This window comes from Rhizobium sp. R711 (assembly GCF_002211365.1).
Taxonomy (GTDB): Bacteria; Pseudomonadota; Alphaproteobacteria; order Rhizobiales; family Rhizobiaceae; genus Rhizobium.
Map to the genome: position 1 here is coordinate 210,103 of NZ_LOKZ01000037.1, position 21,689 is coordinate 231,791.

Consider the following 21,689-nt stretch of genomic DNA (forward strand, 5'->3'; position numbering starts at 1 on the left):
CACCCAACGTATTTTACGGTAGCATACGCCGTTCTTGAATGGCGCCCATGTAGGGAAGGCCGGTTTCTCGGCGAGCTCTCTTGGCCCGAAGGCCTGCTCCATCTCGCCCTGACAAGGCTCGATGACCAGCCCAGCCGCGCACCTCTCCTTGAGAAGCCGGTCAGGCGATAATGTATTGAATGTTGCATCGCCCATGAATCGGAGACGTCTCGACATGCGCCTGCACGCCGAACACGTCGCCGATCAGATCCCGCGTCAGAACGTGCTGCGGAGTCCCGATCGCAACGACCGAACCCTGCTGGAGAACAGCCAGTTGATCGCAGAACATAGCGGCTAGGTTGAGATCGTGCAGGGCGATGACACAGGTGACGCCGAGCCTGGAAATCAGGCCCAGGATTTCGAGCTGATGCTGGATGTCGAGGTGGTTCGTCGGTTCATCGAGGAGTAGTTCAGCCGGGCTCTGCGCAAGGGCACGCGCGATATGGACACGCTGGCGCTCGCCGCCGGAGAGCGTCTGCCAAAGTTGCGTCGCTCGGCCTTCCATGCCGACGCGGGACAGCGCCTCATCGACTGCAGCATCGTCCTTTACTCCCAGGGGTGAAAGGACGCCGCGATGTGGCGTGCGACCGAGGCGTACAACATCCCTTGCCGTCAACTGCGTCTCGGTTGTGGCCTGCTGCTCGACGAAAGCAATGCGGCGCGCGAGATCGCTCCGCGCCAAGGTCGTAACGTCGCTCTCGCCCAGGCGGATAATACCGCTGCGCACCTTGCGCAAACGACAGATCAGCCGCAACAGACTCGACTTGCCGGATCCGTTCGGCCCGAGCAGGCCTAGAACCTTTCCTGTCTGCACCGTCAGGCTGACGCCGTTGACGATCAGCGAGTTGCCTGCTGCAAAGCTTACATCTTCGAGCCTGATGCTCATGCGGTCCTCCGAGCGCGATACAGGATGACCGCAAAGGCCGGTGTACCGAACAAGGCCGTGACGACCCCGATCGGCAGGACCTGTTGCGGGATGATGATCCGCGAGATGATGTCGGCACCGATTAGGAAGATCCCGCCGCCGAACATGGTCGCCGGAAGCAGGCGATCATGCCTGGCCCCGACGAGGAACCTCGCGGCATGCGGGATGACCATCCCGACAAAACCGATTGCGCCAACCATCTGACTACGGTTGCGGTCATCAACGCCGTCGTTCCAAGAAGCACCACCTGCACGCGCCTGACCGCAATGCCCAACGATGCCGCTGCATCCGTTCCGAAGACGAACGCATCCAACGATCGCACATGGAACAGCGAAACGGCGAAACCGAACATCGTCACCGGCACGACCAGATAGACGTCAGGCCAGCGGACGCCGCTCAGCGACCCAAGCAACCAGAACATGACGCCCCTTGCCTGCTCGGCATTTGCCGAAGTCGTGACGATATAGGACGTGACTGCGTTGAAGAGTTGCGACCCGGCGACGCCGCAAAGAATGATGCGCTCGCTGCTACCTCCGGCGCCTGCCGCAAGAAAGGCCACGAGCAGGAATGCGACAACAGCGCCGATGAACGCGCCACCTGACAGGCTCAGAACACCATAGCCGAAGCCGAGCAACATCACGCAAACCGCGCCGGTCGAGGCTCCTGCGGAAACACCGAGCACATAGGGTTCTGCTAGCGGGTTGCGCAGCAATGCCTGCAGAACTGCCCCGCTGAGCGCGAGGGACGCCCCGGCACTTGCAGCTACCAACGCACGGCTCAATCTATAGTCCCAGATGATGCCTTGATGAATGCGGCTAAGCTCGAAAACCGAACCGAACAGGCGGTTCGACACGGCCTTCGCGGTCGTCGCCAGCGGGATCGATATTTCCCCTATCGAAACAGCAAGACCGATCATCAGCGCGAGCAAGGAGAATGCAGCAATGACGAGCGCAGCATGCGCCCACCATTGCTGCTGCTTGAGAACGGCGCCGCTCACTGCGCCAGACCGAAGGAATTGATGCCCTTCGCCAGTATCTCGATGCCGTCGATCGTCCGGATCGTCGGGTTCATCGATTGGGCATCCATCATGACAAAGCGCTTGTTCCTGACGGCATCGAGTTGGCTCGTGACCGGATCTTTTGCCAGAAAGTCGAGCTTTACCGCAGGGTCATCGGCCGCATACCGTCTCCGATCCATCGTCGCGATAACGATCACAGCCGGATTGGCCTCCGCAATCGTCTCCCAGCCGACGAGCGGCCACTCCTCCTCTGTCGCAACCACATTCTGCGCATCGAGCGTCTTCAGAATATAGGCAGGGGCGCTGTTCTTTCCGGCGATGAATGCATCTCCGTTGACTTCCTTGCTGGAGAACCAGAAGACGACCGGGAGGTTCTTCGCAGCGGCGCCTGCAACCGATGCGACCGCCCGCGCTTCGCGCTGCCTCAGTTCGGCAATGAGCGCATCGCCGCGTTCCTTGATGTCGAAGATTTCGGCAAGTTCAGCGATCTCCCGATAGATCAGGTCCATCGTGAACAGTTCCTTGCGAACGCCGTCGCCGCTGTCGGCATTGATCTTGGCGACGCAATCCGCCGGCGCGATGTAGGTGTTGATGCCGAGTTCGGCAAATTGCTCTCGCTTGCCGACAGACCCCTGTTGGCCGACGTGCCATTCAAACTCGGCGGCAACCAGATCCGGCTCCCGTCCGACGACGGATTCAAAGCTCGGATCGTTGTCGGCAAGCCGTTTGATCGTGGCGTTGACTTCGGCATATTGCGGCAAGACCGGGCCGACCCAAACTGCCGTTCCGGCAATCCTATCCGCCAACCCGAGCGAGAAAAGAACTTCGCTCATCCCCTGACCGATCGATACGATCTTGGCCGGCGCCTTGTCGAAGACGACCTCGCGGCCGCAATTGTTGATGATCAATGGGTACTGGGTGGCGGCGAGACTTGGCGCTGTCAAGCCGGCAAAGCCGAAGGCAAGTGCAATGGCTGCAAGAAATTTACGCATAGGGATCTCGATTGGGAGGAAGGAACCAGCGTTTATTGCCGGCGCAACCGCTAAGAATGACGGCACGCCGCGCTAACGCTAGCGGCGGAAAACCCAATCGAGACGGATGTGTGCTCTATGTCGGTGGAGGCGCAGGTCAATCATGTCTGTTCCTTTCCGGGCATCCCCGCCCGGGTGATTGGATCGTGATTGACGGCAGGTCTCCTGGCTCACGGATATATGCCTTCATCTGCCTTCCCGCGACTTCGTCGCAGTGGCATGGCCCAAGGGCCCTTGGATGAGCGGCAATCCGCTTACAGTTGCGGGGGCAGCCACGGTTTTGGTCCCTCTTGGGTCGTCCTCACCGTGTTCCCTATTAATCCCCTCAGAGTCGTCCTCGGGGAACCGTCGCGCTCAGTTACGCTGGCGAGCGGCGCGACGTCAAGTCAGCGGTTGGTCGGCGCCCGTCCGGGTTGGCTCTGCTGCATATCCTGAAACCCGACTTCAGGACATCCGCGGATGTTGGCGAAGGTGATCTCGCGGCGATCGCCCCATTCGGTCAATCCCCTCAGCGTCAAAACGTTCTCGTCGCGATAGACAAGATCCGTGCGGTAGATGCCGGCGCGGCGGGCCCGGTTCTGCGCCTGACTGACGTTGCAGGTACCTTCCGATGGCGACACATGCCACGTGCTCGTACCACTGCCGTTGGATTGCCAACCGCCTGACTGGCCTAAAGCCGTCGCCGGCAAAAGGACTGCGAAAAACCCCAACGTCATATGGAACGCCGCCTTCATAACCCCTGCCCCGATTGCGCGCGAAGTGTTGCCACAAGCGCCGAGATGATGCGGCCAAAATAGCCGGACCGATGCATAGCGCAATCATCTCCAGCCTAGGCTGCACGCCATTTACAACAAATCGCGAGGAAGTCGCCCATCAGCGTTGATGAACGGTTAAAAGTGCTCTGCTTGCCGGAGCAATCGCCGTCTCGACGCCGACGATTGCGCTCAAGCACGGCACGCATCTATCGTGCTGGCTCTCCTTCTGGACGGCCACGTGCAAGCTTGTCAGGAAGCGGCTGTCCATTCGGGGTGAATTCGAGCGAGCCCGAGTTTATGCAGAAGCGCTCACCTGTAGGAGGTGGGCCGTCAGGAAAGACATGTCCCTGATGCGCGCCGCAACGCGCACAAACGATTTCTGTCCTGAGCATACCGTACCGGGTGTCACGAACGCGCCGCAGGTGGTCGTCGGCTGCCGGGGCAGTGAAGCTCGGCCAGCCTGTACCACTTTCGAATTTCGCAACTGCCTTGAACAGGGGAAGCCCACAGAGCCGGCAGGTATAAAGCCCCTCGCGTCGCTCGTGGAGAAACACACCACAGAACGGCGCCTCCTCACCATGTTCCAAAAGCAGATGCCGATCCTCCTCGCTGAGGTCCGCCACAAGCTGCTGCATCAGTTCCCGAGTGGGAGGGGTGAGATCGAACTGCAATTCGACGATGTCACGCATTCTTGTTCTCCTTCAATCCCGGTGAATTCTCGAAATCTCTTGGCTGGATTACCGTTGCCAAAGACACCGGCAACCGCCGCGGAGCCAAGCAGGCTATGCCATGTGATCGATGATGCTGGAGCTGTCATGACATCCTCCATCTTGAGGTTGCTCGGGATGCGGCCACGATTTTCACTGAAGGCGGCGCGCATCCTGCTTCATGATGGTGTTGGCGATACCTTGGATCGGTTCTCGCAGAGAGCCTTCTCACCTGGTCAAACGAGGGTGAGCGCCACGTCGATGTTGCCCCGCGTTGCCTTGGAGTAAGGGCAGATCTCATGCGCTGCGTGGATGAGTTCCTCCGCGACATCACGCTCGATGCCCGGTACGCTCACGTTCAAGCGTGCGCGCAGGAAGTATGAACCACCGTCGGCGTTCAGATCGATTTCCGTGTCAATCTCAGGCTCAACGGGCAGCTTGATCTTTCTTTGCGCTGCAGCGACCTCAATGGCGCCGATGAAGCAAGCAGACCATGCAGCGCCGAAGAGGCGTTCGGCGGCCGGGTGCGGCTGTGACAACTGAAGGTCAAGCTCGCCATCGCTGCTGCGTGTGAAGCCGTCGCGGCCACCCTTGTTGTGGGTCTTGCCGGTAAAGAGGAGCTTCTCGGTCATGGTACAATCCTTTCTGGTTGCGCTAACTACTCGTATCCGCTTCAATCGGATGCGATCTAATTAGGCCAATGAAAACCCGCTGTCAATACCATTGCGATTTAATCGGATGCGATTTATATAAAAGACATGACGAACAATCGAATAGGATCTCCCATGTCCGCATCCAAAACCGCCAAGAACCCGGAGACAGGGATGCCCTCTTCCGGCGAGAGCGACAGCAAGAGCAACAAGCTTTCGAACTTTCTGTGCTTCGCGGTCTACTCGGCAAATCTGGCCTTTGGCCGCGCATACAAGCCGATCCTGGACAAGCTGAACCTGACCTACACACAATACATCGCAATGGTCGCCCTCTCCGAGAAGGACGACCAGACCGTGGGAACGCTCGGCGAAAAGCTCTTCCTGGAATCAAACACGCTGACGCCGATGCTCAAGAAACTTGAAACCTTGGGCTATATCCAACGCAGACGCGATCCCGCCGACGAGCGGCAGGTGAGATTGAGCCTGACGGCAGCCGGACGCGATCTCGTCGCGGCGGACCCCGGCGCGCCGCTGGTCGAGGCAACCGGCCTCGGCGAGGACTTTCCGGTCGTCCAGAAGTCCGTGGTGCGGCTACGCAACAACCTCCTGAAGGCAACGCAGGACGGATATGCGAAGGATTGAATTCTCTCCGCCGGCGAGCGTCGATGCGTTCGGCGCTCAGGTGATAGATGTTACTAACGAGACTTGAAGGCCGCAGACATTTTTACCATTGGGCGCAGTGGTCACTCAGTTCGCGGCATTGCGCGAGGTTCGGTGGTAGGCACTGCACCCAATCCGGCAGTGGTTATCCTACCGTGATGACGCCATCGAAAGCTCGGCTGCTTCCATCATCTCGGCTGCCTTGGCATACCCACCCCCCATTCCGTCGAGAAAGTGCAGATGAGAATCCGGCTTTCCCGAAGGCACGAAGCAGGTCATGAGGGCGTGAGACTGGCGATGCAGGCCGAAGTTGACCTCGCCTCGCGCCCTTGCTGCAACGAGGATCGCCTCGACCGCTTCGATTTGTTCGCTCGTGCAATCCAGCGTGAGGCGCAGGCCATCGTCATATTTGCGAAAGTCCGAGCTGGAGGCGACGGCCAACCAGCTTTCGAGATCGACTGACCTGGCCCCATCCCTGGGGATGGCAGTATCCCGCGACACGGGTTGAGCTTGCCGCGTCCCGGCGTCCAGAACGGAAAGGACACGCTTCGCCAATGATGCGAAGGCTTCCGGGCTTCTATCTTCGGCCGGCTCGACCAGCAGCGACAGGATCTCACCCCTCTGGCTGGGGAACGGCTCCCAATCGCAGGTCAGGCCGGTCAGATTGGGTTTCGTCGTGTAGCTGCCGGGCTTCACCAGGTATCGACCGTTCTTGATCTGACGCTCCGCCCATTTGAGGCCACCACCGGCAAACATCGCATAGGTCGCGTTTTCAGAGGCAGCATAGTGCGCGATGCGCACGTCACGTCCGTTGGCGCGTATCTCGCCGACACGCACCAAGCCTGCCCGAAGAGCCAGGTTGAGATTGGCGCTGGCAAAGGCAACCACCTGCCGCAGCGCCGAAGTCGCGGTCATGATCCCGTCAGGCGGCAGTGCAAACGCGGCCCCGTCGCCGCGAAACACAAAGGGAAAATCAAAGTTGCCCCAGGCGTTTCCGACGGCGGCGATCACCGATGCACCAGCATAATTGACGTCTTCGTAGCGCCCCGACTTGATCGCCAATGTTGAGTCGACCACATCGGTCATCCCGATCAGCCAATCGTCGGGCAACGCCCCATAGACGGATGGGTCAAGCACCCGCGAAAACTCGCTGTAGGCCTCGGCAACGCTTGGACGATCACTAGCCATCGAGCGTTCGTCGACGTTCGTGGCAGCGACGGCCGATTGGGCTGAGTGCATGGACCTGTTCCCGTGCCACATAGCGAAATCCTTTCCGCTTAATTTATATCGCGTCCGAATACATCGGATGCGCCTTAAATACGTGAACCAAATCTCGACGTCAACATATCTGCGATTTAATCGGATGCGATTTTTGTGTTCAAGTGCGAGTGGCGGAAACATTCTTTACTGATCTAAGCGATAGACCGCGTGGGCGCCCCTGGGATGTCCGCGATGAATGTGGACCATCTGCAGCCATGACGGCGGACGGGTGCATCAGACAAAATGGGGTTGCTGGCAGATCGCCGTACCACCGTTCAAATCCGACATTCCCCCGAAAGGCTCATGGCGGTTACACGCGCAACTCGCTGCCGCTTCGAAAGTATATGTGGATTAACGCATGCGATAAATTCCATATCGCTGCACTTCAGGTAGCATGCGCTTGGATGATTACATTTCCTAGTCATCAAGAGGTCACTGCAAAACTCACGTCGTTTGTTTTGCGGTGACCTCGCCAAAAATCCGCGAGCGGCGGATCCAGCCCCCAGCACCTATGACATCAAGCATGTGACCGTTGACGAAACGCGATGCTCCTGGACGGATGACAGGTCCGCGGGACCAAAGCCTTGCAACGGGTCGCTCGCGTTCCCATCTTATGGCGGTCACCCAAAAATACGAACCTGACACGGTCGACGCCTCGCGCGTCGTGTCTTGCCGTTTTTCTCCGGTCTGCGTGATCGAAAACCGGCGCCGTGTCGAGCATGCCGCAAGAGCGGCAAAGGACTTCAACTGAACAAAACCGATATCGCCGCCGCCCCAGCGGCGGGTCCGCGCGAGCGCGACGACGCCGCTCGCCGCCCGGACAAGAACTGGAAACCTTATCCCTGCCTTCTCACGCGCCGTGAACTGCAGGAACTGATCGCTCAGCAACTTGGCTGAGACGCACCCCAACTCTGCAAGGAGAAAAAGATGCAGGTCATCGTCAGAAACAACAACGTCGAACAAGCCATGCGCGCACTGAAAAAGAAGATGCAGCGCGAGGGACTCTTCCGCGAAATGAAGGAACGCCGATCCTACGAAAAACCGTCGGAGCGGCGAGTGCGCGAGCGAGCGCAGGCAATCGCCAGGCAGCGCAAGGCTGCCAGGAAGAAGCTGCAGCGCGAAGGTCTTTTGGCCTCGCCGAGACGGCGCTCCTCCAGCCGATAGGCTCTCAGAGATACTTGCTGTCGGGTGTTCTCGACGGCAGCTCCATCCCGCGAAAGGATCAACTATGGAAGAACTGCACAGCCTGACGGTTTCCGATGAACGGCTAGAGGACTGCCGGGAAGTGATCGAACCTGATCTCCAGGAGCTCATTCGAACAACAATCGCCTCCGGCTTCTCAGCCGAAGAGGTTCTGATTGCGATCAGTGAACTCGTGGCAGAGGACTATGCCGTGTTGGCCAAATACCCGAGCGTCCACTGATGTCCCGAACAGATCGGCGAATGAACATCCCAACCGAGTCATGATCTCATGACAGGTTGATCGTTTTACGCAAACACCTACATCCCGCTTATCGCTCGTTGGCAGAGAGGAGGTTCGTCATGAACACGATCAGCCACGCAACCGAACCAACGTGGGCGGCACCCGTGGCAATCCAGATTGGGACACGACCCTCTGAATATATCCATGGTCCGGCCGAAGCGGTTGAGTATCTGGAGCACAGATGGCCGCTCCAAAGCAGCATGCACGTCGAGGCGGCCAAGCGCCGGTGCGTGGAGGCCATGAACCACCTCGCGCACCTGGAAGCCGCCAGAGATGCCTTTGTCGCAGCTGCTGTGGAAGCCAAAGTGTTGGCCTAATCAGTTCCGAGGCGGAGGCGGCGCGCGATCACCTCCGTCTTCGCCGTCCGCCCATTGCTGACGGTCCCAACCGCCATGTCCGAATAAATGGACACGCCGCGTGGACCACGTTGGCTCAAAGCCGATAAATCTAATGCGTCGTGACGGACTTGGGTGAGCGTGAGCGACGAGGTTTGCTTGCGGGAGACGCGGCTATTGCAATCTCGGCCGCTTTCGTCTTCTTCGCGGCAGGCTTTTCACCCGCGGACTTCGTTGCGGTTTTCGGTTTCGCGGATTTCACCTTGACGGTCGGCTTCTTCGCCGCATCGACGCGCTCGCCAAACTCTTTGAACGCCTGCAGCCAATGCTTCATATCCTGACCGTGAGGGCGTCCCTCCTGCTCCCAGATCTCATAGGCACGACGGCGAATGTTCTCTTCATGCTCATTCATGACGGACCCTGCTCCTGTTGAAACCAGTCTTAATTGGCGCAAGCGATCCAATAGGCAATGGAGACACCAGCATCGGTTGATCGAAAGAAGCCGGCAATAGCAGCGAACGCAACGTAGCGATTGTCTTTTCCGAAATGCCTCTATCTACCGTCGCGCGAACAAACTCAGCAGGAAGGAAACAAAATGAAACGCGTATCGATTTTGCTGCTTCTGGCAGGAGCCATGATGGCCGGATGCACGCCGACCCAGCAAGGGGCGGGAATTGGTGCAGCCTCGGGCGCGGTTATCGGCGGCGTGGCGACCGGCAACGTCCGCGGTGCCGCTGTGGGCGCAGCCATAGGTGGCGCCGCCGGTGCCGTCATCGGCAATGTCGCCGGGCAGCCCGGCCAATGCTACTACCGCGATCGGTACGGCCGGCGATACGTCGCCAACTGCCCACGCTGATTGCGCCGGGGCGCGGCAAGCGCGAGGCTGGCTCAAGTCAAGTGCGGAAGATCGCTACCGCGGCGATAACAAGCTCGGCTTGTTCGCCGCGTTCGCTTCGTTTGGAAGAAACTCCTGCCTTCAGGTGCTCGTGGTTTGGCGCTCCTCATTGATCGAGAGCGGGGCGTCATTGGGCATCGAATTGGCAAGGCTCCATCTGCCGCTGTGCAGTCGAAAAATCAGCTCCGAACCAGCACGCTCGCCTGTACCGGCAGCTCAATACCCTTCAGCGAAAGCGCACGGACATGCGCTGCGGATGTAAGGTGCGCGGCCTGAGCGGCGGACTCCGGCGACATGACGATCTCGCCTGCCCCTGCTTGAGATTCCAGCCTCGACGCAAGATTAACAGCACCGCCAATCGCCGTGAAATCGCTGCGGAAGCTCGAAAACTCACCGATCTCGACCTCGCCGGTGTGAATGCCGACACCGACGCCGAACGTGTGATCACGATCGAGGCTTTCGAACGCAGCTGTGCAATGTTGCTGTATGTCGAGCGCGGCCATAACCGCAGCGGCGGCATGATCCCTTCTCAGGATCGGAAAATTGAAGATCGCCATCAAGCCGTCGCCCATTTGCTTGTTGACGATACCGTCGTGGGCCCAAATCGCTTGCGCACATCGATCGTGAAACAGGCTGACAATCTCACTCAACCTGACCGGCTCGATATGCTCCGAGAGGGCAGTGAACCCTCTGATATCAGCAAACAAGATGGTTGCGGTCGCAGTAACATGGCGCTGTTTCTTGACGTAGCGAAACGACCGCTCGCAAATCGTGCAGATATTGGGGTTCATCTTGCTGCGGGTGACGCCAAACATACGAAACGGCAGTGCAAGCGGGCCGCGGATTGGGATGGGAACGTGCATCTGATCCCAGCACCCCCGGCAGATTTGGGCACCCTTGTGACTGGCCGGATCCGTTGGTTGGGAGGTTGGCATCCGCGACCTCCGACAAAAGGCTGGTTGTTACCCTGATTGAAAACAAACTTCTAATATTTGCCGGCATTTTGCAACTCAGGTGAAGCTTTTAACCACGAAAGATCGCAACCGCGGCAGCGACAAGCTCTGCGTTGTTTGCTGCCACTTCCCCGCTTGGCAAAAGTTTTCCATCCTCGAGACCGACGCGTGTGGAATAGCATCGCTCCTTCGCCAGCCGGACGAACGGCCACACCGTGGCGTCGAAACCATGCAAAAGGATGGGTCGGCGCACATTGGCTCGCTGCAGCCTGGCGATTATCTCCTCGCCGACATCGATTGCGGCTTGCAAGTCCGCCTCGTTATCGAGCTCAACGAGGATGCGGAAAACGTGCTCATGCCCCTCCAGACCGATGTATCGTTCGGCATCCGCAACCGATGCTAGGCCGGCTTCGATCCCAATCCCTTTTTGACGCAGCAATGCCATGATGGACGGCGCGTCGCTCTCCGAGAGGTTCACCGACGCATAGTCCGGCAGGACACTCCAGCGACGAATGGCCTCCAGAGTTCGCCGGTCGTCGTCTTCAATCCAGGCGCCGGTGGACACGCCGAGAAGCGAGCCAGGACAGGCACGCCGAACCGCATCGATGGTGTCATCGACCGCCGCGAGGCTCTCCCTCCCGTCAATCCCCCGCGGATGAATGTGGAGTTCGGCAGCACCTGCGGCCACCGCCCTAGCTGCGTCCCTTGCCATCGCCTCAGGTGTCAGAGGCAATTTTGGATGGTAGTCGATCGGCCGCGCGCCATTGATGCAAGCTTGAATGATCATGGAAAATCCACGCTGCTTTCATCTTACCTGACGCACTTGACGCCTCGGAACGCAAAAAGGCAACACACCGTTTTATCTGCCCATTTCGTGGAGAAGCGCTACTCGGGGCGATACTAAAACGCGATCCAGTGCGGATCAGCGTTGATCAACAGCATCCTTGCACCCGAAACCGATTATCTCGGCCGCCTGAATCTCCAACCGCGTGGGCTCGGGAACACTGGCGTGTTCAATATTCTCTTGCAAAAAAGCACGCACAATGATAATGACTGTCCAGTCAGTCATAATAGAAAACAGCAACGATGCCAGAGAAAAAGCGAGAAAGACGGGATCCGGAGCAGCGTCGGGCCGAGATTTTGGCCGCCGCCTTCGCCTGCTTCGCGGAACGCGGTTTCGCCGCGACCCGCATGGAGGATGTCGCGGCCCGCGCCGGCATCGCCAAAGGCACGGTTTATCTGCATTTCCCCGACAAGGAGCGGCTCTTCATCGAGCTTGTGTCTGGCATCGCGACGCCTCTCCTCGGTGAAGTCGGCGGCATGGTCCAGAACGAGGCCATCCCGGCGCGTGCCGCTGTGTCAATGTTCTATGGGCTCTTCAAGCACCAGGTTCTGGAGACGGAGCGCCGGCATCTGCTGCGGCTGATCCTCGCCGAGGGTCCGATGTTCCCCGTTGTGACCGAATTCTATTACCGCGAGATCATCACCAAAGGCCTCGCGATCATACGCGTCCTGCTTGCCCGCGCCGCAGCGCGCGGTGAACTGCGCAATCCCGCTGTCGCTGATGTCCCGCAACTGGTTATGGCGCCGGCAGTGATGTCGATCATTTGGGCGACGCTTTTCGAAGGCTACGAGCACCTCGATACGCAGAAACTCTTCGACACGTTCCTTGACACGCTCTTCGTGCCGGAAGGAGGCACGATATGAAACGGATCCTCATCGTCGTCATCGTGGCCGCCGTGGCGCTCGCCACCCTGCCCCTCCTTTTCTCCGACAGATCCCAGCGCGCCTACCAGGGGTGGATCGAGGCCGACACGCTGTTCATCGGCGCTGACACGAGCGGCCGCGTGGTCAAGCTCGATGTAGCCGAGGGCCAGGCAATTGCGCCCGGTGCGCCGCTCTTCAGCCTGGATTCTCAGAGCGAGGAGGCCGCCGTCGGCGCCGCACGCGCTTCACTGGCCCGCCTGCAGGCCGAACTGGAGCTCGCCGAAGCCAAGCAAAAGCGGCCGGAAGAGATCGACATGCTGCGCGCCAGCGAACGTGAGGCGATCGCCCGGCTGGAGCTGGCATCGCAAGACCTCGACCGCACCCGTGTGCTCGTCGAGCGCGGCACTGCGACGAAGGCGACCCTCGATACGGCGACGGCCACGGAAGCCGCCAACCGCGCCGTCCTCGACAATGTCCGCAGCCAGATCACGCTTGCCAATCTGCCGGCCCGCGTTGAAATGCTGCGCCAATCGAGGGAAGCCGTCGCCGCGGCGAAGGCCGATCTAGCCTCGGCGGAAGCTGCGCTCGCGCGCCGCTTCGTGTCGGCTCCGGCAACGGGCAGCATTGAAACGATCTACTACCGCACCGGCGAGGTCGTCCCTGCCGGCCGACCGATTGTCGCGCTCTTGCCGCCAGAAAACGTCCGCATCCGCTTCTTCGTGCCCGAGACCGAGATCGCGTTGTTCTCGCTGGGTCAATCGATCCGCGTCGCTTGTAATGCCTGCCAGCCCACCGATGCAAAGATCAGCTTCATCGCAAAGACCGCCGAATATACACCCCCGGTCATCTACAGCCTCGAGGAGCGCGCCAAACTCGTCTACCGCGTCGAGGCGATCCCCACCGATCCGAACGCGCTGCGCCCTGGCCAGCCGGTGCATGTCAGCGCGGGAGCCAGTCCATGAGCGACACGGCAACGGTGGTCGACACTCCTGAAACGGTGATCGACGTCCATCACCTCACCAAAAGTTTCGGAAGCCGAAAGGTGGTCGACGATCTGTCCATGTCCGTGAAGAAAGGCCGCATTCACGGCTTTCTCGGTCCGAACGGCTCCGGCAAGACGACGACGATCCGCATGCTCTGCGGCCTGCTGACACCGGACAGTGGCGACGGCACATGCCTGGGTTTCGACATTCTGACCGAAAGCGATCGCATCCGCCGCCGCGTCGGCTACATGACGCAGAAGTTTTCGCTCTATCAGGATCTGTCAATCCGGGAGAATCTTGAGTTCGTCGCCCGCGTCTACGGCTTGGCGGATGCTCGCGGCAAAGCAAGCGCCGCGATTGAGCGTCTTGGCCTGAAAGGGCGCGAAGGGCAGCTTGCCGGAGAACTCTCGGGCGGCTGGAAGCAGCGCCTCGCGCTCGGCGCCTGCATCCTACCCGACCCCGCTCTGCTTCTCCTCGACGAGCCCACAGCCGGTGTCGATCCAAAGGCCCGCCGGGATTTCTGGAACGAGATACACGCGCTCGCCGCCGACGGTCTCTCGGTGCTGGTTTCCACCCACTACATGGACGAGGCAGAGCGCTGCCATGAGATCGCCTATATCGCCTACGGCAAACTGCTGGCGCAGGGAACGGTGGACGAGGTAATCGCGAGCACCGGTCTCGTGACTTGGACCGCCTCCGGGTCGGGCGTGCAACGTCTCCAAGCCGAGCTCGAGAACCAGCCGGGTGTCGACATGGTCGCGCCCTTCGGGACCAGCCTGCATGTTGCCGGCCGCGACCCCAAGGCGCTTGAAAAAGCGATCGCGCCATACCGAGAACGGTCCGATCTCAAGTGGCAAGAGGGCGAAGCGACGCTGGAGGATGCCTTCATCGATCTGATGCGCCGCTCGGAGGACAATTTCCAATGACGACGACAACGGCGAACGGCAATCACAACGGCAACGGGATCTCATTCGGGCGCTTCTGGGCGATGACCATCAAAGAATTCATCCAGATGACCCGTGACCGCATAACGCTGGCGACGATGGTCGCCTTGCCGATCATGCAGTTGTTCCTTTTCGGATTTGCAATCAACACGACGCCGCACAATCTGCCGACCGCAGTGCTGATGCGCGAGAACACCGACGTCGGCCGGTCGATACTGGCGGCGCTGGAGAATACCGATTTCTTCCAGATCCGTTATGTCGTCACCCGAGCCGAAGACATGGATTCGCTTCTGGAATCCGGCAAGGCCCTGTTCGTCGTGGAGATCCCCAACGGCTTCGAGCGCTCGCTTCGGCGCGGCGATACGCCATCCCTGCTGGTCGCTGCCGATGCCACCGATCCGGTCGCGTCGAACTCGGCGCTGGGTGCGCTTTCCGGCATCGTGACGTCGGCGCTCGCCAACGACAGGCAGGTCGAGTTCGCCGAACCAACCAAGCCCGCCTTCTCCATCGTCCAGCACCGCCGTTACAATCCGGCCGGTTCATCGACGCTGAACATCGTACCCGGACTGCTCGGCACGATCCTGACGATGACGCTGCTGATCTTCACGGCCCTCTCCGTCACCCGGGAGATCGAGCGCGGCACAATGGAGAATCTGCTCTCCATGCCAATCAAGCCGCTGGAAATCATGCTGGGCAAGATTGCGCCCTATGTGCTGATCGGCCTCGTCCAGTCGCTGCTTATTATTGCCGCCGGCCTGCTTGTCTTCGGCATTCCAATCCTCGGCAACCCGGCTTCGCTCGCGGCTGCGACCACGCTCTTTGTCATCACCAATCTGTCGATCGGCTACACCTTCTCGACGATCGCTGCCAATCAGTTGCAGGCCATGCAGATGGCGATGATGTTCTTCCTGCCGAACATCCTGCTGTCGGGTTTCATGTTTCCGTTCGCCGGCATGCCGAAATGGGCGCAATGGATCGGCGAGGCCCTGCCGCTGACCCATTATATCCGGATTGTCAGGGCGATCATGCTGAAGGGCGCCAGTATCGAGATCCTTGCCGACGACACGATCGCCCTCGCCTGCCTGATGGCAGTCGCCATGCTGATTGCTGTCCGCCGCTTCCGCAGGACATTGGATTAGACGGTTTCAGCGAAATTTCACCGGCGCCGGACAAGGAGAGATCAGCACCGGCTGGCGCTGGGCCGGCGGATGGCACGGACCTTGCCACTGTTGCCACCGCCACAATACAGCCGATCCGCGCCATCGGACTCAAGTCCCGATACGCCTATGCCCGCCGGCATGTCGATGCGTTCCAGCACCCGTCCGGATTCGGGGTCAATGCGTCGGACATCGCTCTCATCGCTTTCCCAGGTAGCGTGCCAGAGCTCGCCATCGACCCAGGTCACCCCGGTAACGAAACGGTTGGACTCGATGCTGCGAAGAAGCGTGCCGGTCTCCGGATCGATCTGATGGATCTTCCGGCCACGATACTCTCCCACCCAAAGCGTCCCCTCCGCCCAGGCGAGCCCGGAATCGCCGCCATTGCCGGGAGCCGGGATCGTCGAGAGCACCTCGCCGGTCTTCGGATCGATCTTCTGGATCCGGTCCTCGGCAATCTGGAAAAGATAGCGCCCATCAAAAGCGGTTCCGGCATGCGCCGCAACGGCGATTGTATGCTCGACCTCACCAACATCGGGATCGAGGGCATTAAGCCTGTCGCCGGATGCGAACCAGACATGCTGGCCGTCATAGGTGACGCCGCCCACCTGGTTCACATCCGGAAAGGGGCCATATTCACGAAGGATTTCAGCTTTTGAGTGTTTCATGGGCCAATCCTAGTCATTGGGCAAAGGACCTGGGAGTAACAAAGTTGACGGGAACCCGGGCAACGAAGGGATCGTCCACCGGCGCGCGGGCCCGCGCCCGAAGGAGTGCACTTTGCCTGTTTCCGCTAGTGCATCAAGCGCCCGCTGCACAGTACGCGGGCTCGCTCCGATCGCAATTGCCAGTGCCGAACTCGACCAAGCCTCCCCATCGGCCAGAAATGCGAGGATCTCACCATTCTGCTCCTCGACGGGCGGAGCCAGGATGACCACCTCGCTGGCGCGACGCGGCGCCAGCACAAAGCCGTCCTTGGTTGCCTTGATATCCGCTATGCGGTGAAGCTCACCGCGCAGACGCCCGACTTCAACACGCAGCCGGGCGCGGTGCGATTCATCGGCATCCTTCGCGCCGAACGCTCGGGCAACGAGGATGTTCCGCGATACGTCTACTGGCCAGTTCTCCGCAAGCGCACGAGCCAGCGCGAACAAGACCGGACGCGTCGTCAGCGAAACGAGCTCGTCGCCATTTCGCACGACATAACGGCATGCATCGACGACCAGCGCCCCTGACGTCAACACCGCCTCGACCTCCTCCAGCAGCAGGAATCGCTCGTCACCTTGCCCGATCAGCCTCGCTGCCGGTGTTTTCAGAACGTGGGACACTGCCTCGACTTCCGCGTCGAGGGCCGGAATACCGGCCTCGCGCGCAGCATTTTCCGCACGACGCAGGGCCGCGCGTGCCGCACTCGTGCGAAGACGACGAATGGCAATCCCGCCAACGACCAGTTCGTGGGTAGTCCGCAACGGAGGCGGAAGCGGCGCCGGATCGACACCCGCGAGCAGGCGTTCAGCCTCGTCGAGATGGCCTATGAGCAACAACCGCCGGGCCTCGAGATGCCGCGCATGGGCAGCGTTCAAGCGGTCATCATGCGCCTCCAGCACTTCCCGCGCGGCGGTAAGTGTCTTGGCCGGCCAGGTCAGATCACGCGAGACGAGCGCGATTTCCGCCTCGGCAACGAGGCAGCGCGCTCGTGCAACGGGTTCCCTTGCTCCGAACGCACGGGCAGCCATCTTCAGCAGAGCCTTTGCCCGGACGAGATCGCCAAGCTGCGCCATCACGATGCCGCGAAGCGCAAGGGCGGGCGCATCGTTGCGCAGCGCTACCCTCTTCAAGGCGCCGAGAAGATCACCGGTCGCAAGCAGCCTCGCCGCGGCGATGATCATCGAGTCCATCGAAATCCCGTCAAACTTGTAACTCCCACCCTCGCCCGCTCCGGCCCTAGTCTGCTCACGACCACCAAGCAGCCGCAACTGGCGGCATGCTACGTCAACAGACATCAAGAGGAGAAGTATGATGACGATGCATATTACAGGCACACGCGAAGAATGGCTTGCGGCACGGCTCGAACTGCTCGCCGAAGAAAAGGAACTAACGCGGCGCAGCGATATGCTGGCGCAACGCCGACAGGTACTGCCCTGGGTACGGATCGACAAGGACTACCGGTTCGAGACTGACAGCGGCAGCGCTTCGCTGGCCGACCTCTTCAAGGGCCGTTCGCAACTGCTCATCTACCACTTCATGTTCGGCCCCGACTATACTGCCGGATGCCCCTCCTGCTCGTCGATCGCGGACGGCTTCAACGGCGTTGTCGTCCATCTCGAAAACCATGACGTCGCCTTCACCGCCGTTTCCCGCGCGCCGCTTCCCAAGCTGCAGGCCTTCAAGGAGCGGATGGGATGGACCTTCGATTGGGCCTCCTCCTTCGGTAGCGATTTCAACCTCGACTTCAGCGTCTTGTTCAGCGAGCAGCAACAGCGCGAGGGCGGGATAGAGTACAATTATCGCCATGAACCGCCGCTGGCGGGGCCGCCGAGAGGCCAGACCGTTCAGGAATGGAACCTGAAAGGCAGCGACAGCCCGATCGCCCAGATCGCGGCCTCCACCGGAACCGACATCGCTACCTACACGCGCGACCGGCCGGGTCTCAGCGCCTTCGTACTCGAGGATGGCGTGGTCTACCACACCTATTCGAGCTATGCCCGCGGCCTGGACGGTATTTGGGGCGTGTATCAGTGGCTCGACCGCGCCCCCCTGGGCCGAAACGAACAGGGGATCTGGTGGCGGCGCCACGACGAATATGGCCCGGAATGACACTCATGCTTTCCTCGAACCAGACAGGGCGTAGCGCATTGGCCGACCCGCCAACCGAGAATGCAGTGAGCATCGCCGAGTGGCTATGCCTTGCGGCAGCGCCAACCTTCGCCATCATGGCGATCGTCACGATGGCAAGCGGCGGAGCAGATATGATCTGCTCCGCAACGCAGGGCGCATTTCCAATGGATGGCATGACGGCAATGTACCTGCTGATGTGCGCCTTTCACCTGCCGCCGTGGCTGCGGTTGATTTCCGGACGTGCGGTTGGCGCTACTCAGCCATGAAACCCGGACCCCGGAGCCACCGCTGAGCTTCGGGGCCTGGAGCATCTCAGCCACCGTTGGGACGTTTGTCCAGGGCAATGACGGGCTGCACAGAACGACTTGTATTACTCCCTGCCCGCTCCACCTTAAACCCCGAGTAAAGCCACCCAACCAGATAGGCAACCGGGAGAAGGTCAGTGCCAGATAGTTCCACGATCTCAGCAGCTGCATCGGGTCAATTTTCGATCGGCAACATAACCATCAATCGTCTTGGCTTCGGTGCCATGCGTGTTACGGGCCCAGGTATCTGGGGACCGCCTGCGGATAAGGCAGGAGCATTGGCCACCTTGCGCCGCCTGCCCGAGGTTGCCGTCAATTTCATAGATACAGCCGATTCCTACGGCCCCGACGTGTCCGAGGAACTCATCAGCGAAGCGCTGTATCCCTACAAGGGGCTGTTGATTGCGACCAAGGCAGGTCTGACCCGCGAAGGACCGGATATCTGGACGCCGAACGGGCGGCCGGACTATCTACTCGAGCGAGCGAAGGGCAGCCTCAAGAAACTTCGCGTCGAGCGGATCGATCTGTGGCAGTTGCACCGCATAGACACCAAGGTTCCGCGCGACGAGCAATTCGGCGCGGTAAAGATGCTCTTGGACCAGGGCCTCATTGCCCATGCTGGCCTGAGCGAAGTTTCGGTTGAAGACATTAAGGCGGCTCGAAAGGTGTTTCCTGTCGCGACAGTTCAGAACCGCTACAACCTTGTCGATCGAGGCAGCGAGGATGTGCTTGATTACTGCGAGCGCGAGGGCATCGGCTTCATTCCCTGGTACCCACTGGCGGCAGGCGAGTTGGCCCGCCCTGGTTCCATCCTCGACAGGCTGGCAAGGAAATATGAGGCTACGCCGAGTCAGATCGCGCTCGCTTGGGTGCTCAAGCGCAGCCCTGTGATGTTGCCAATTCCCGGAACCTCCAGGGTGAAGCATCTCGAGGAAAACGTAGCGGCGGCAAACATTACCCTCGAGGAAGAGGACTTTGCAGCGCTGGATACGGCGGCTCGCCAAGCTGCCTCCTAACGCCGGTGTAGGTACCACCGTCCATCAGGCGCCCAGCGCGAGATGATCGAAAGGATGTCGCTGCACGTCGGAGGGGCGGCGACCTTCGGCTGCGATGTTTCCTGTGAGTATCCTGCAGTTGCATTGCTGCTGACGTTTTTTTGTCATCAGGTCGTTTTGTCCAGATGGCACCGCTCTATTTCTAGTCACAAGATTGCGTCCCCACCATCATGCGACCGAGCGGAGACCGCCGTTGGCAACCGAAACAGAATTGAAGCTCGAACTGAGCGCCGATGCAGCCGAGACATTGTTGACGTCCAGCTTGCTGGGCGATCCCGTTTCTGTGGATTCCCTGACTTCCATTTACTTTGACACTCCCGACCAACAAGTGCGGCGCGGTGGTTATTCGCTGCGAGTTCGTCAGGTTGGCGAAGCGCATGTCCAAACCGTCAAGGCAACCGGCTCGAACAACGCCATTTTTGCGCGCTCCGAATGGGAGGTCCCGGTAGCAGGCAACACGCCTGTGATTGATTACACGACGCCGCTGAGAGCTGAACTTGATATCGAGGGCAGCGATCTCGTCCGACAGTTCTCCACCTTCGTGAAACGGCATCGGTGGGATGTAGAGGAGGACGGAAGCAAGATTGAAGTTGCCCTGGACACGGGCTTGATTGCCGCCGGCGACCGCCAGATGCAGATAAGAGAACTGGAGCTGGAGCTGAAGGACGGCAAGCCAAGCGCGCTGTTCATCGTCGCCCGCAAGATAGAAGCCCTTGTCCCGATTCGCATTGGTGTCTCGGCAAAAGCCGAGCGAGGATACCGCCTGGTCGGCGAGCAAGCGTCGATGTACAAGGCCGACCCCGTGCATCTTGATCGCGGTCTACGTGTCTCCGCTTCGTTCCAAGTCATCGCCGAAGCGTGTCTTCGGCATTTCCGACTGAACGAATCGATCCTCCTGGACAACGCGAATCCACTCGCACTCCACCAAGCTCGCGTGGCGCTAAGGCGACTGCGGTCTGCCTTCTCGCTCTACAAGGCAATGCTGGTCGATCCTGAATCTGAGCGGCTCAAGGAGGAATTGAGGTGGTTGGCCGGCGTTCTCGGCGCAGCGCGGAACATCGATGTAATGGTCACAAGGGTCGGAAACGGCGAGATCAAAAGCCGTCTGCTTGAAGCGCGCGACAGCGCCTATGAAGAGGTGTTGAACGCGCTATACGGTTCGCGTGCCAAAGCCCTTATGCTCGACCTCAACGAATGGCTCCACTGCGGAGCGTATCTCACGCTGGCGGAAACCGCAGAGGTCCGCGACGGGCCGATCGTCGACTTCGCAATCGAGGCTCTCGACCGCCAACGCAAGAAGTTGAAAAAACGGGGCAGGTCTCTTGTCGAAGCTGACAACGAACACCGGCACGAGGCGCGCAAGGCCGCGAAGAAGCTCAGATACGCAAGCGAATTCTTGACCTCCTTGTTCAGCAGCAAACAGGCAGAGCGACGGTACGCGAAGTTCATCAAAACGATGGAACAATTGCAGGACGAACTCGGCCTTCTCAACGACATGGCAACCGCACCCACCGTCATTCACAATCTGGAGCTGGATTCGCATCCCGACGCCGAATCCTTGTTGGTTGCCGGCAACAGCGAGAAGCTTGTCAACGCTGCCCAATCGTCTCTGGATGAACTGATGGAGCGAAAAAGGTTCTGGCGGGGATGAAGTAGACTGCCGAAGTCCTGTACCCCTCGAACCTGCCGGAGCGTCTCGGCGCACCACATTCCGAAACCCGCCGACAAAACCAGAGGCGACTACCTGCTGACAGACAAGGCCTTTCTGACAGGCTCGGCGATGATCGGCGGCGGCGGCGCCGATCTGGACTGGGATGTGCTCGCCGGTGTCGGCTACAAATTCAACAACACGGTCTCTGCCGTTGCCGGGTATCGCGCGCTCGGCGTCAACTACAGCAACGACGGCTTCACCTACGACATGATCCAGCACGGCCCAATCATCGGGGCGGTCATCCACTTCTAGTGGACATTCCTATTCCCAGCAGCCAG

25 protein-coding genes, 2 pseudogenes and 1 riboswitch are annotated in these 21,689 nt (G+C 60.1%); of the genes and pseudogenes, 14 read left to right on the top strand and 13 right to left on the bottom strand.

What is annotated here, in order from left to right:
* Window positions 1–160 precede the first annotated feature (160 nt).
* From ATY80_RS25900 to ATY80_RS25925, 6 genes and pseudogenes are all read right to left on the bottom strand, one after another.
* Window positions 161–925 (bottom strand): ABC transporter ATP-binding protein, encoded by a 765-nt coding sequence (locus tag ATY80_RS25900; protein WP_088695146.1) that lies wholly within the window; start codon window positions 923–925, stop codon window positions 161–163.
* Window positions 922–1,961, bottom strand: a pseudogene (locus ATY80_RS25905) (iron ABC transporter permease). Before ATY80_RS25905 ends, ATY80_RS25900 begins: the two are co-directional and overlap by 4 nt.
* A complete protein-coding gene (locus tag ATY80_RS25910; RefSeq protein ID WP_088695147.1) occupies window positions 1,958–2,974 on the bottom strand; it encodes an ABC transporter substrate-binding protein in 1,017 nt (338 codons plus the stop codon). The pseudogene ATY80_RS25905 and the gene ATY80_RS25910 overlap by 4 nt, the downstream one beginning before the upstream one ends.
* Before the next feature lie 176 nt (window positions 2,975–3,150).
* Window positions 3,151–3,378, bottom strand: a riboswitch (cobalamin riboswitch).
* A 21-nt stretch (window positions 3,379–3,399) separates the two neighbouring features.
* Window positions 3,400–3,747 carry a hypothetical protein gene (locus ATY80_RS25915; protein WP_088695148.1) on the bottom strand — a complete coding sequence of 116 codons (348 nt, stop codon included), beginning with the start codon at window positions 3,745–3,747 and terminating at the stop codon, window positions 3,400–3,402.
* A gap of 227 nt (window positions 3,748–3,974) precedes the next feature.
* Complete coding sequence (gene msrB / locus ATY80_RS25920; protein ID WP_088695149.1) at window positions 3,975–4,457, bottom strand: peptide-methionine (R)-S-oxide reductase MsrB; 483 nt, start codon at window positions 4,455–4,457, stop codon at window positions 3,975–3,977.
* A 254-nt stretch (window positions 4,458–4,711) separates the two neighbouring features.
* Entirely contained in the window at window positions 4,712–5,107 is a 396-nt protein-coding gene (locus tag ATY80_RS25925) for an organic hydroperoxide resistance protein (RefSeq protein ID WP_088695150.1), read from the bottom strand.
* Between the two features lie 153 nt (window positions 5,108–5,260).
* On the opposite strand from ATY80_RS25925, the gene ATY80_RS25930 reads away from it, so the two are divergent.
* On the top strand, window positions 5,261–5,767 hold the full coding sequence (locus ATY80_RS25930) for a MarR family transcriptional regulator (RefSeq protein ID WP_088695151.1): 507 nt from the start codon (window positions 5,261–5,263) through the stop codon (window positions 5,765–5,767).
* Window positions 5,768–5,935: 168 nt separating this feature from the next.
* On the opposite strand, the gene ATY80_RS25935 is transcribed toward ATY80_RS25930, so the two are convergent.
* Entirely contained in the window at window positions 5,936–6,973 is a 1,038-nt protein-coding gene (locus tag ATY80_RS25935; protein WP_088695203.1) for a DUF3095 family protein, read from the bottom strand.
* A gap of 516 nt (window positions 6,974–7,489) precedes the next feature.
* Window positions 7,490–7,933: a hypothetical protein gene (locus tag ATY80_RS29140; RefSeq protein ID WP_189637269.1), complete on the bottom strand. Its 444-nt coding sequence runs from the start codon at window positions 7,931–7,933 to the stop codon at window positions 7,490–7,492.
* 39 nt (window positions 7,934–7,972) lie between these two features.
* Here ATY80_RS29140 and rpsU point away from each other — a divergent pair, with 39 nt between their 5' ends.
* The 3 genes from rpsU to ATY80_RS25955 all read left to right on the top strand — a co-directional run bounded on the left by rpsU (window position 7,973) and on the right by ATY80_RS25955 (window position 8,845).
* The gene (gene rpsU / locus ATY80_RS25945) at window positions 7,973–8,209 is read left to right on the top strand and encodes a 30S ribosomal protein S21 (protein ID WP_088695153.1); all 237 of its coding nucleotides are present in this window, start codon (window positions 7,973–7,975) and stop codon (window positions 8,207–8,209) included.
* A gap of 64 nt (window positions 8,210–8,273) precedes the next feature.
* Window positions 8,274–8,468 (top strand): hypothetical protein, encoded by a 195-nt coding sequence (locus ATY80_RS25950; protein WP_088695154.1) that lies wholly within the window; start codon window positions 8,274–8,276, stop codon window positions 8,466–8,468.
* A 119-nt stretch (window positions 8,469–8,587) separates the two neighbouring features.
* On the top strand, window positions 8,588–8,845 hold the full coding sequence (locus ATY80_RS25955) for a DUF982 domain-containing protein (RefSeq protein ID WP_088695155.1): 258 nt from the start codon (window positions 8,588–8,590) through the stop codon (window positions 8,843–8,845).
* A gap of 130 nt (window positions 8,846–8,975) precedes the next feature.
* Here ATY80_RS25955 and ATY80_RS25960 read toward each other — a convergent pair whose 3' ends face one another.
* Window positions 8,976–9,275, bottom strand: coding sequence for a DUF2934 domain-containing protein (locus ATY80_RS25960; protein WP_088695156.1), 300 nt, complete (start codon window positions 9,273–9,275; stop codon window positions 8,976–8,978).
* Window positions 9,276–9,458: 183 nt separating this feature from the next.
* Between ATY80_RS25960 and ATY80_RS25965 the strand changes: the two genes are divergently transcribed.
* Window positions 9,459–9,719, top strand: coding sequence for a YMGG-like glycine zipper-containing protein (locus tag ATY80_RS25965; RefSeq protein ID WP_088695157.1), 261 nt, complete (start codon window positions 9,459–9,461; stop codon window positions 9,717–9,719).
* Between the two features lie 218 nt (window positions 9,720–9,937).
* Here the strand turns inward: ATY80_RS25965 and ATY80_RS25970 are convergent, their stop codons facing one another.
* Complete coding sequence (locus tag ATY80_RS25970) at window positions 9,938–10,693, bottom strand: adenylate/guanylate cyclase domain-containing protein (protein ID WP_088695158.1); 756 nt, start codon at window positions 10,691–10,693, stop codon at window positions 9,938–9,940.
* An 88-nt stretch (window positions 10,694–10,781) separates the two neighbouring features.
* The gene (locus ATY80_RS25975) at window positions 10,782–11,498 is read right to left on the bottom strand and encodes a 3-keto-5-aminohexanoate cleavage protein (protein ID WP_088695159.1); all 717 of its coding nucleotides are present in this window, start codon (window positions 11,496–11,498) and stop codon (window positions 10,782–10,784) included.
* A gap of 299 nt (window positions 11,499–11,797) precedes the next feature.
* Here ATY80_RS25975 and ATY80_RS25980 point away from each other — a divergent pair, with 299 nt between their 5' ends.
* The 4 genes from ATY80_RS25980 to ATY80_RS25995 are packed head-to-tail and all read left to right on the top strand — an operon-like array spanning window position 11,798 to window position 15,484.
* On the top strand, window positions 11,798–12,418 hold the full coding sequence (locus ATY80_RS25980; RefSeq protein ID WP_088695160.1) for a TetR/AcrR family transcriptional regulator: 621 nt from the start codon (window positions 11,798–11,800) through the stop codon (window positions 12,416–12,418).
* Window positions 12,415–13,380: an HlyD family efflux transporter periplasmic adaptor subunit gene (locus ATY80_RS25985; protein ID WP_088695161.1), complete on the top strand. Its 966-nt coding sequence runs from the start codon at window positions 12,415–12,417 to the stop codon at window positions 13,378–13,380. Before ATY80_RS25980 ends, ATY80_RS25985 begins: the two co-directional genes overlap by 4 nt.
* Complete coding sequence (locus ATY80_RS25990; protein ID WP_088695162.1) at window positions 13,377–14,327, top strand: ABC transporter ATP-binding protein; 951 nt, start codon at window positions 13,377–13,379, stop codon at window positions 14,325–14,327. The genes ATY80_RS25985 and ATY80_RS25990 overlap by 4 nt, the downstream gene beginning before the upstream one ends.
* Window positions 14,324–15,484 carry an ABC transporter permease gene (locus ATY80_RS25995; RefSeq protein ID WP_088695163.1) on the top strand — a complete coding sequence of 387 codons (1,161 nt, stop codon included), beginning with the start codon at window positions 14,324–14,326 and terminating at the stop codon, window positions 15,482–15,484. The genes ATY80_RS25990 and ATY80_RS25995 overlap by 4 nt, the downstream gene beginning before the upstream one ends.
* 41 nt (window positions 15,485–15,525) lie before the next feature.
* Here ATY80_RS25995 and ATY80_RS26000 read toward each other — a convergent pair whose 3' ends face one another.
* Together ATY80_RS26000 and ATY80_RS26005 are read right to left on the bottom strand one after the other, a co-directional pair.
* Window positions 15,526–16,170: a PQQ-binding-like beta-propeller repeat protein gene (locus tag ATY80_RS26000; protein ID WP_088695164.1), complete on the bottom strand. Its 645-nt coding sequence runs from the start codon at window positions 16,168–16,170 to the stop codon at window positions 15,526–15,528.
* A gap of 9 nt (window positions 16,171–16,179) precedes the next feature.
* Entirely contained in the window at window positions 16,180–17,400 is a 1,221-nt protein-coding gene (locus tag ATY80_RS26005) for a helix-turn-helix domain-containing protein (protein ID WP_088695165.1), read from the bottom strand.
* 121 nt (window positions 17,401–17,521) lie between these two features.
* Between ATY80_RS26005 and ATY80_RS26010 the strand changes: the two genes are divergently transcribed.
* The 5 genes and pseudogenes from ATY80_RS26010 to ATY80_RS26030 all read left to right on the top strand — a co-directional run.
* Window positions 17,522–18,319, top strand: coding sequence for a thioredoxin family protein (locus tag ATY80_RS26010; protein WP_088695166.1), 798 nt, complete (start codon window positions 17,522–17,524; stop codon window positions 18,317–18,319).
* A 5-nt stretch (window positions 18,320–18,324) separates the two neighbouring features.
* A complete protein-coding gene (locus tag ATY80_RS26015) occupies window positions 18,325–18,606 on the top strand; it encodes a hypothetical protein (protein WP_088695167.1) in 282 nt (93 codons plus the stop codon).
* A gap of 176 nt (window positions 18,607–18,782) precedes the next feature.
* Window positions 18,783–19,661 carry an aldo/keto reductase gene (locus ATY80_RS26020; protein ID WP_088695168.1) on the top strand — a complete coding sequence of 293 codons (879 nt, stop codon included), beginning with the start codon at window positions 18,783–18,785 and terminating at the stop codon, window positions 19,659–19,661.
* 232 nt (window positions 19,662–19,893) lie between these two features.
* Entirely contained in the window at window positions 19,894–21,351 is a 1,458-nt protein-coding gene (locus ATY80_RS26025) for a CHAD domain-containing protein (RefSeq protein WP_088695169.1), read from the top strand.
* Between the two features lie 81 nt (window positions 21,352–21,432).
* Window positions 21,433–21,663 (top strand): annotated as a pseudogene (locus ATY80_RS26030) (hypothetical protein); the annotation flags it as partial.
* Window positions 21,664–21,689: the final 26 nt, after the last annotated feature.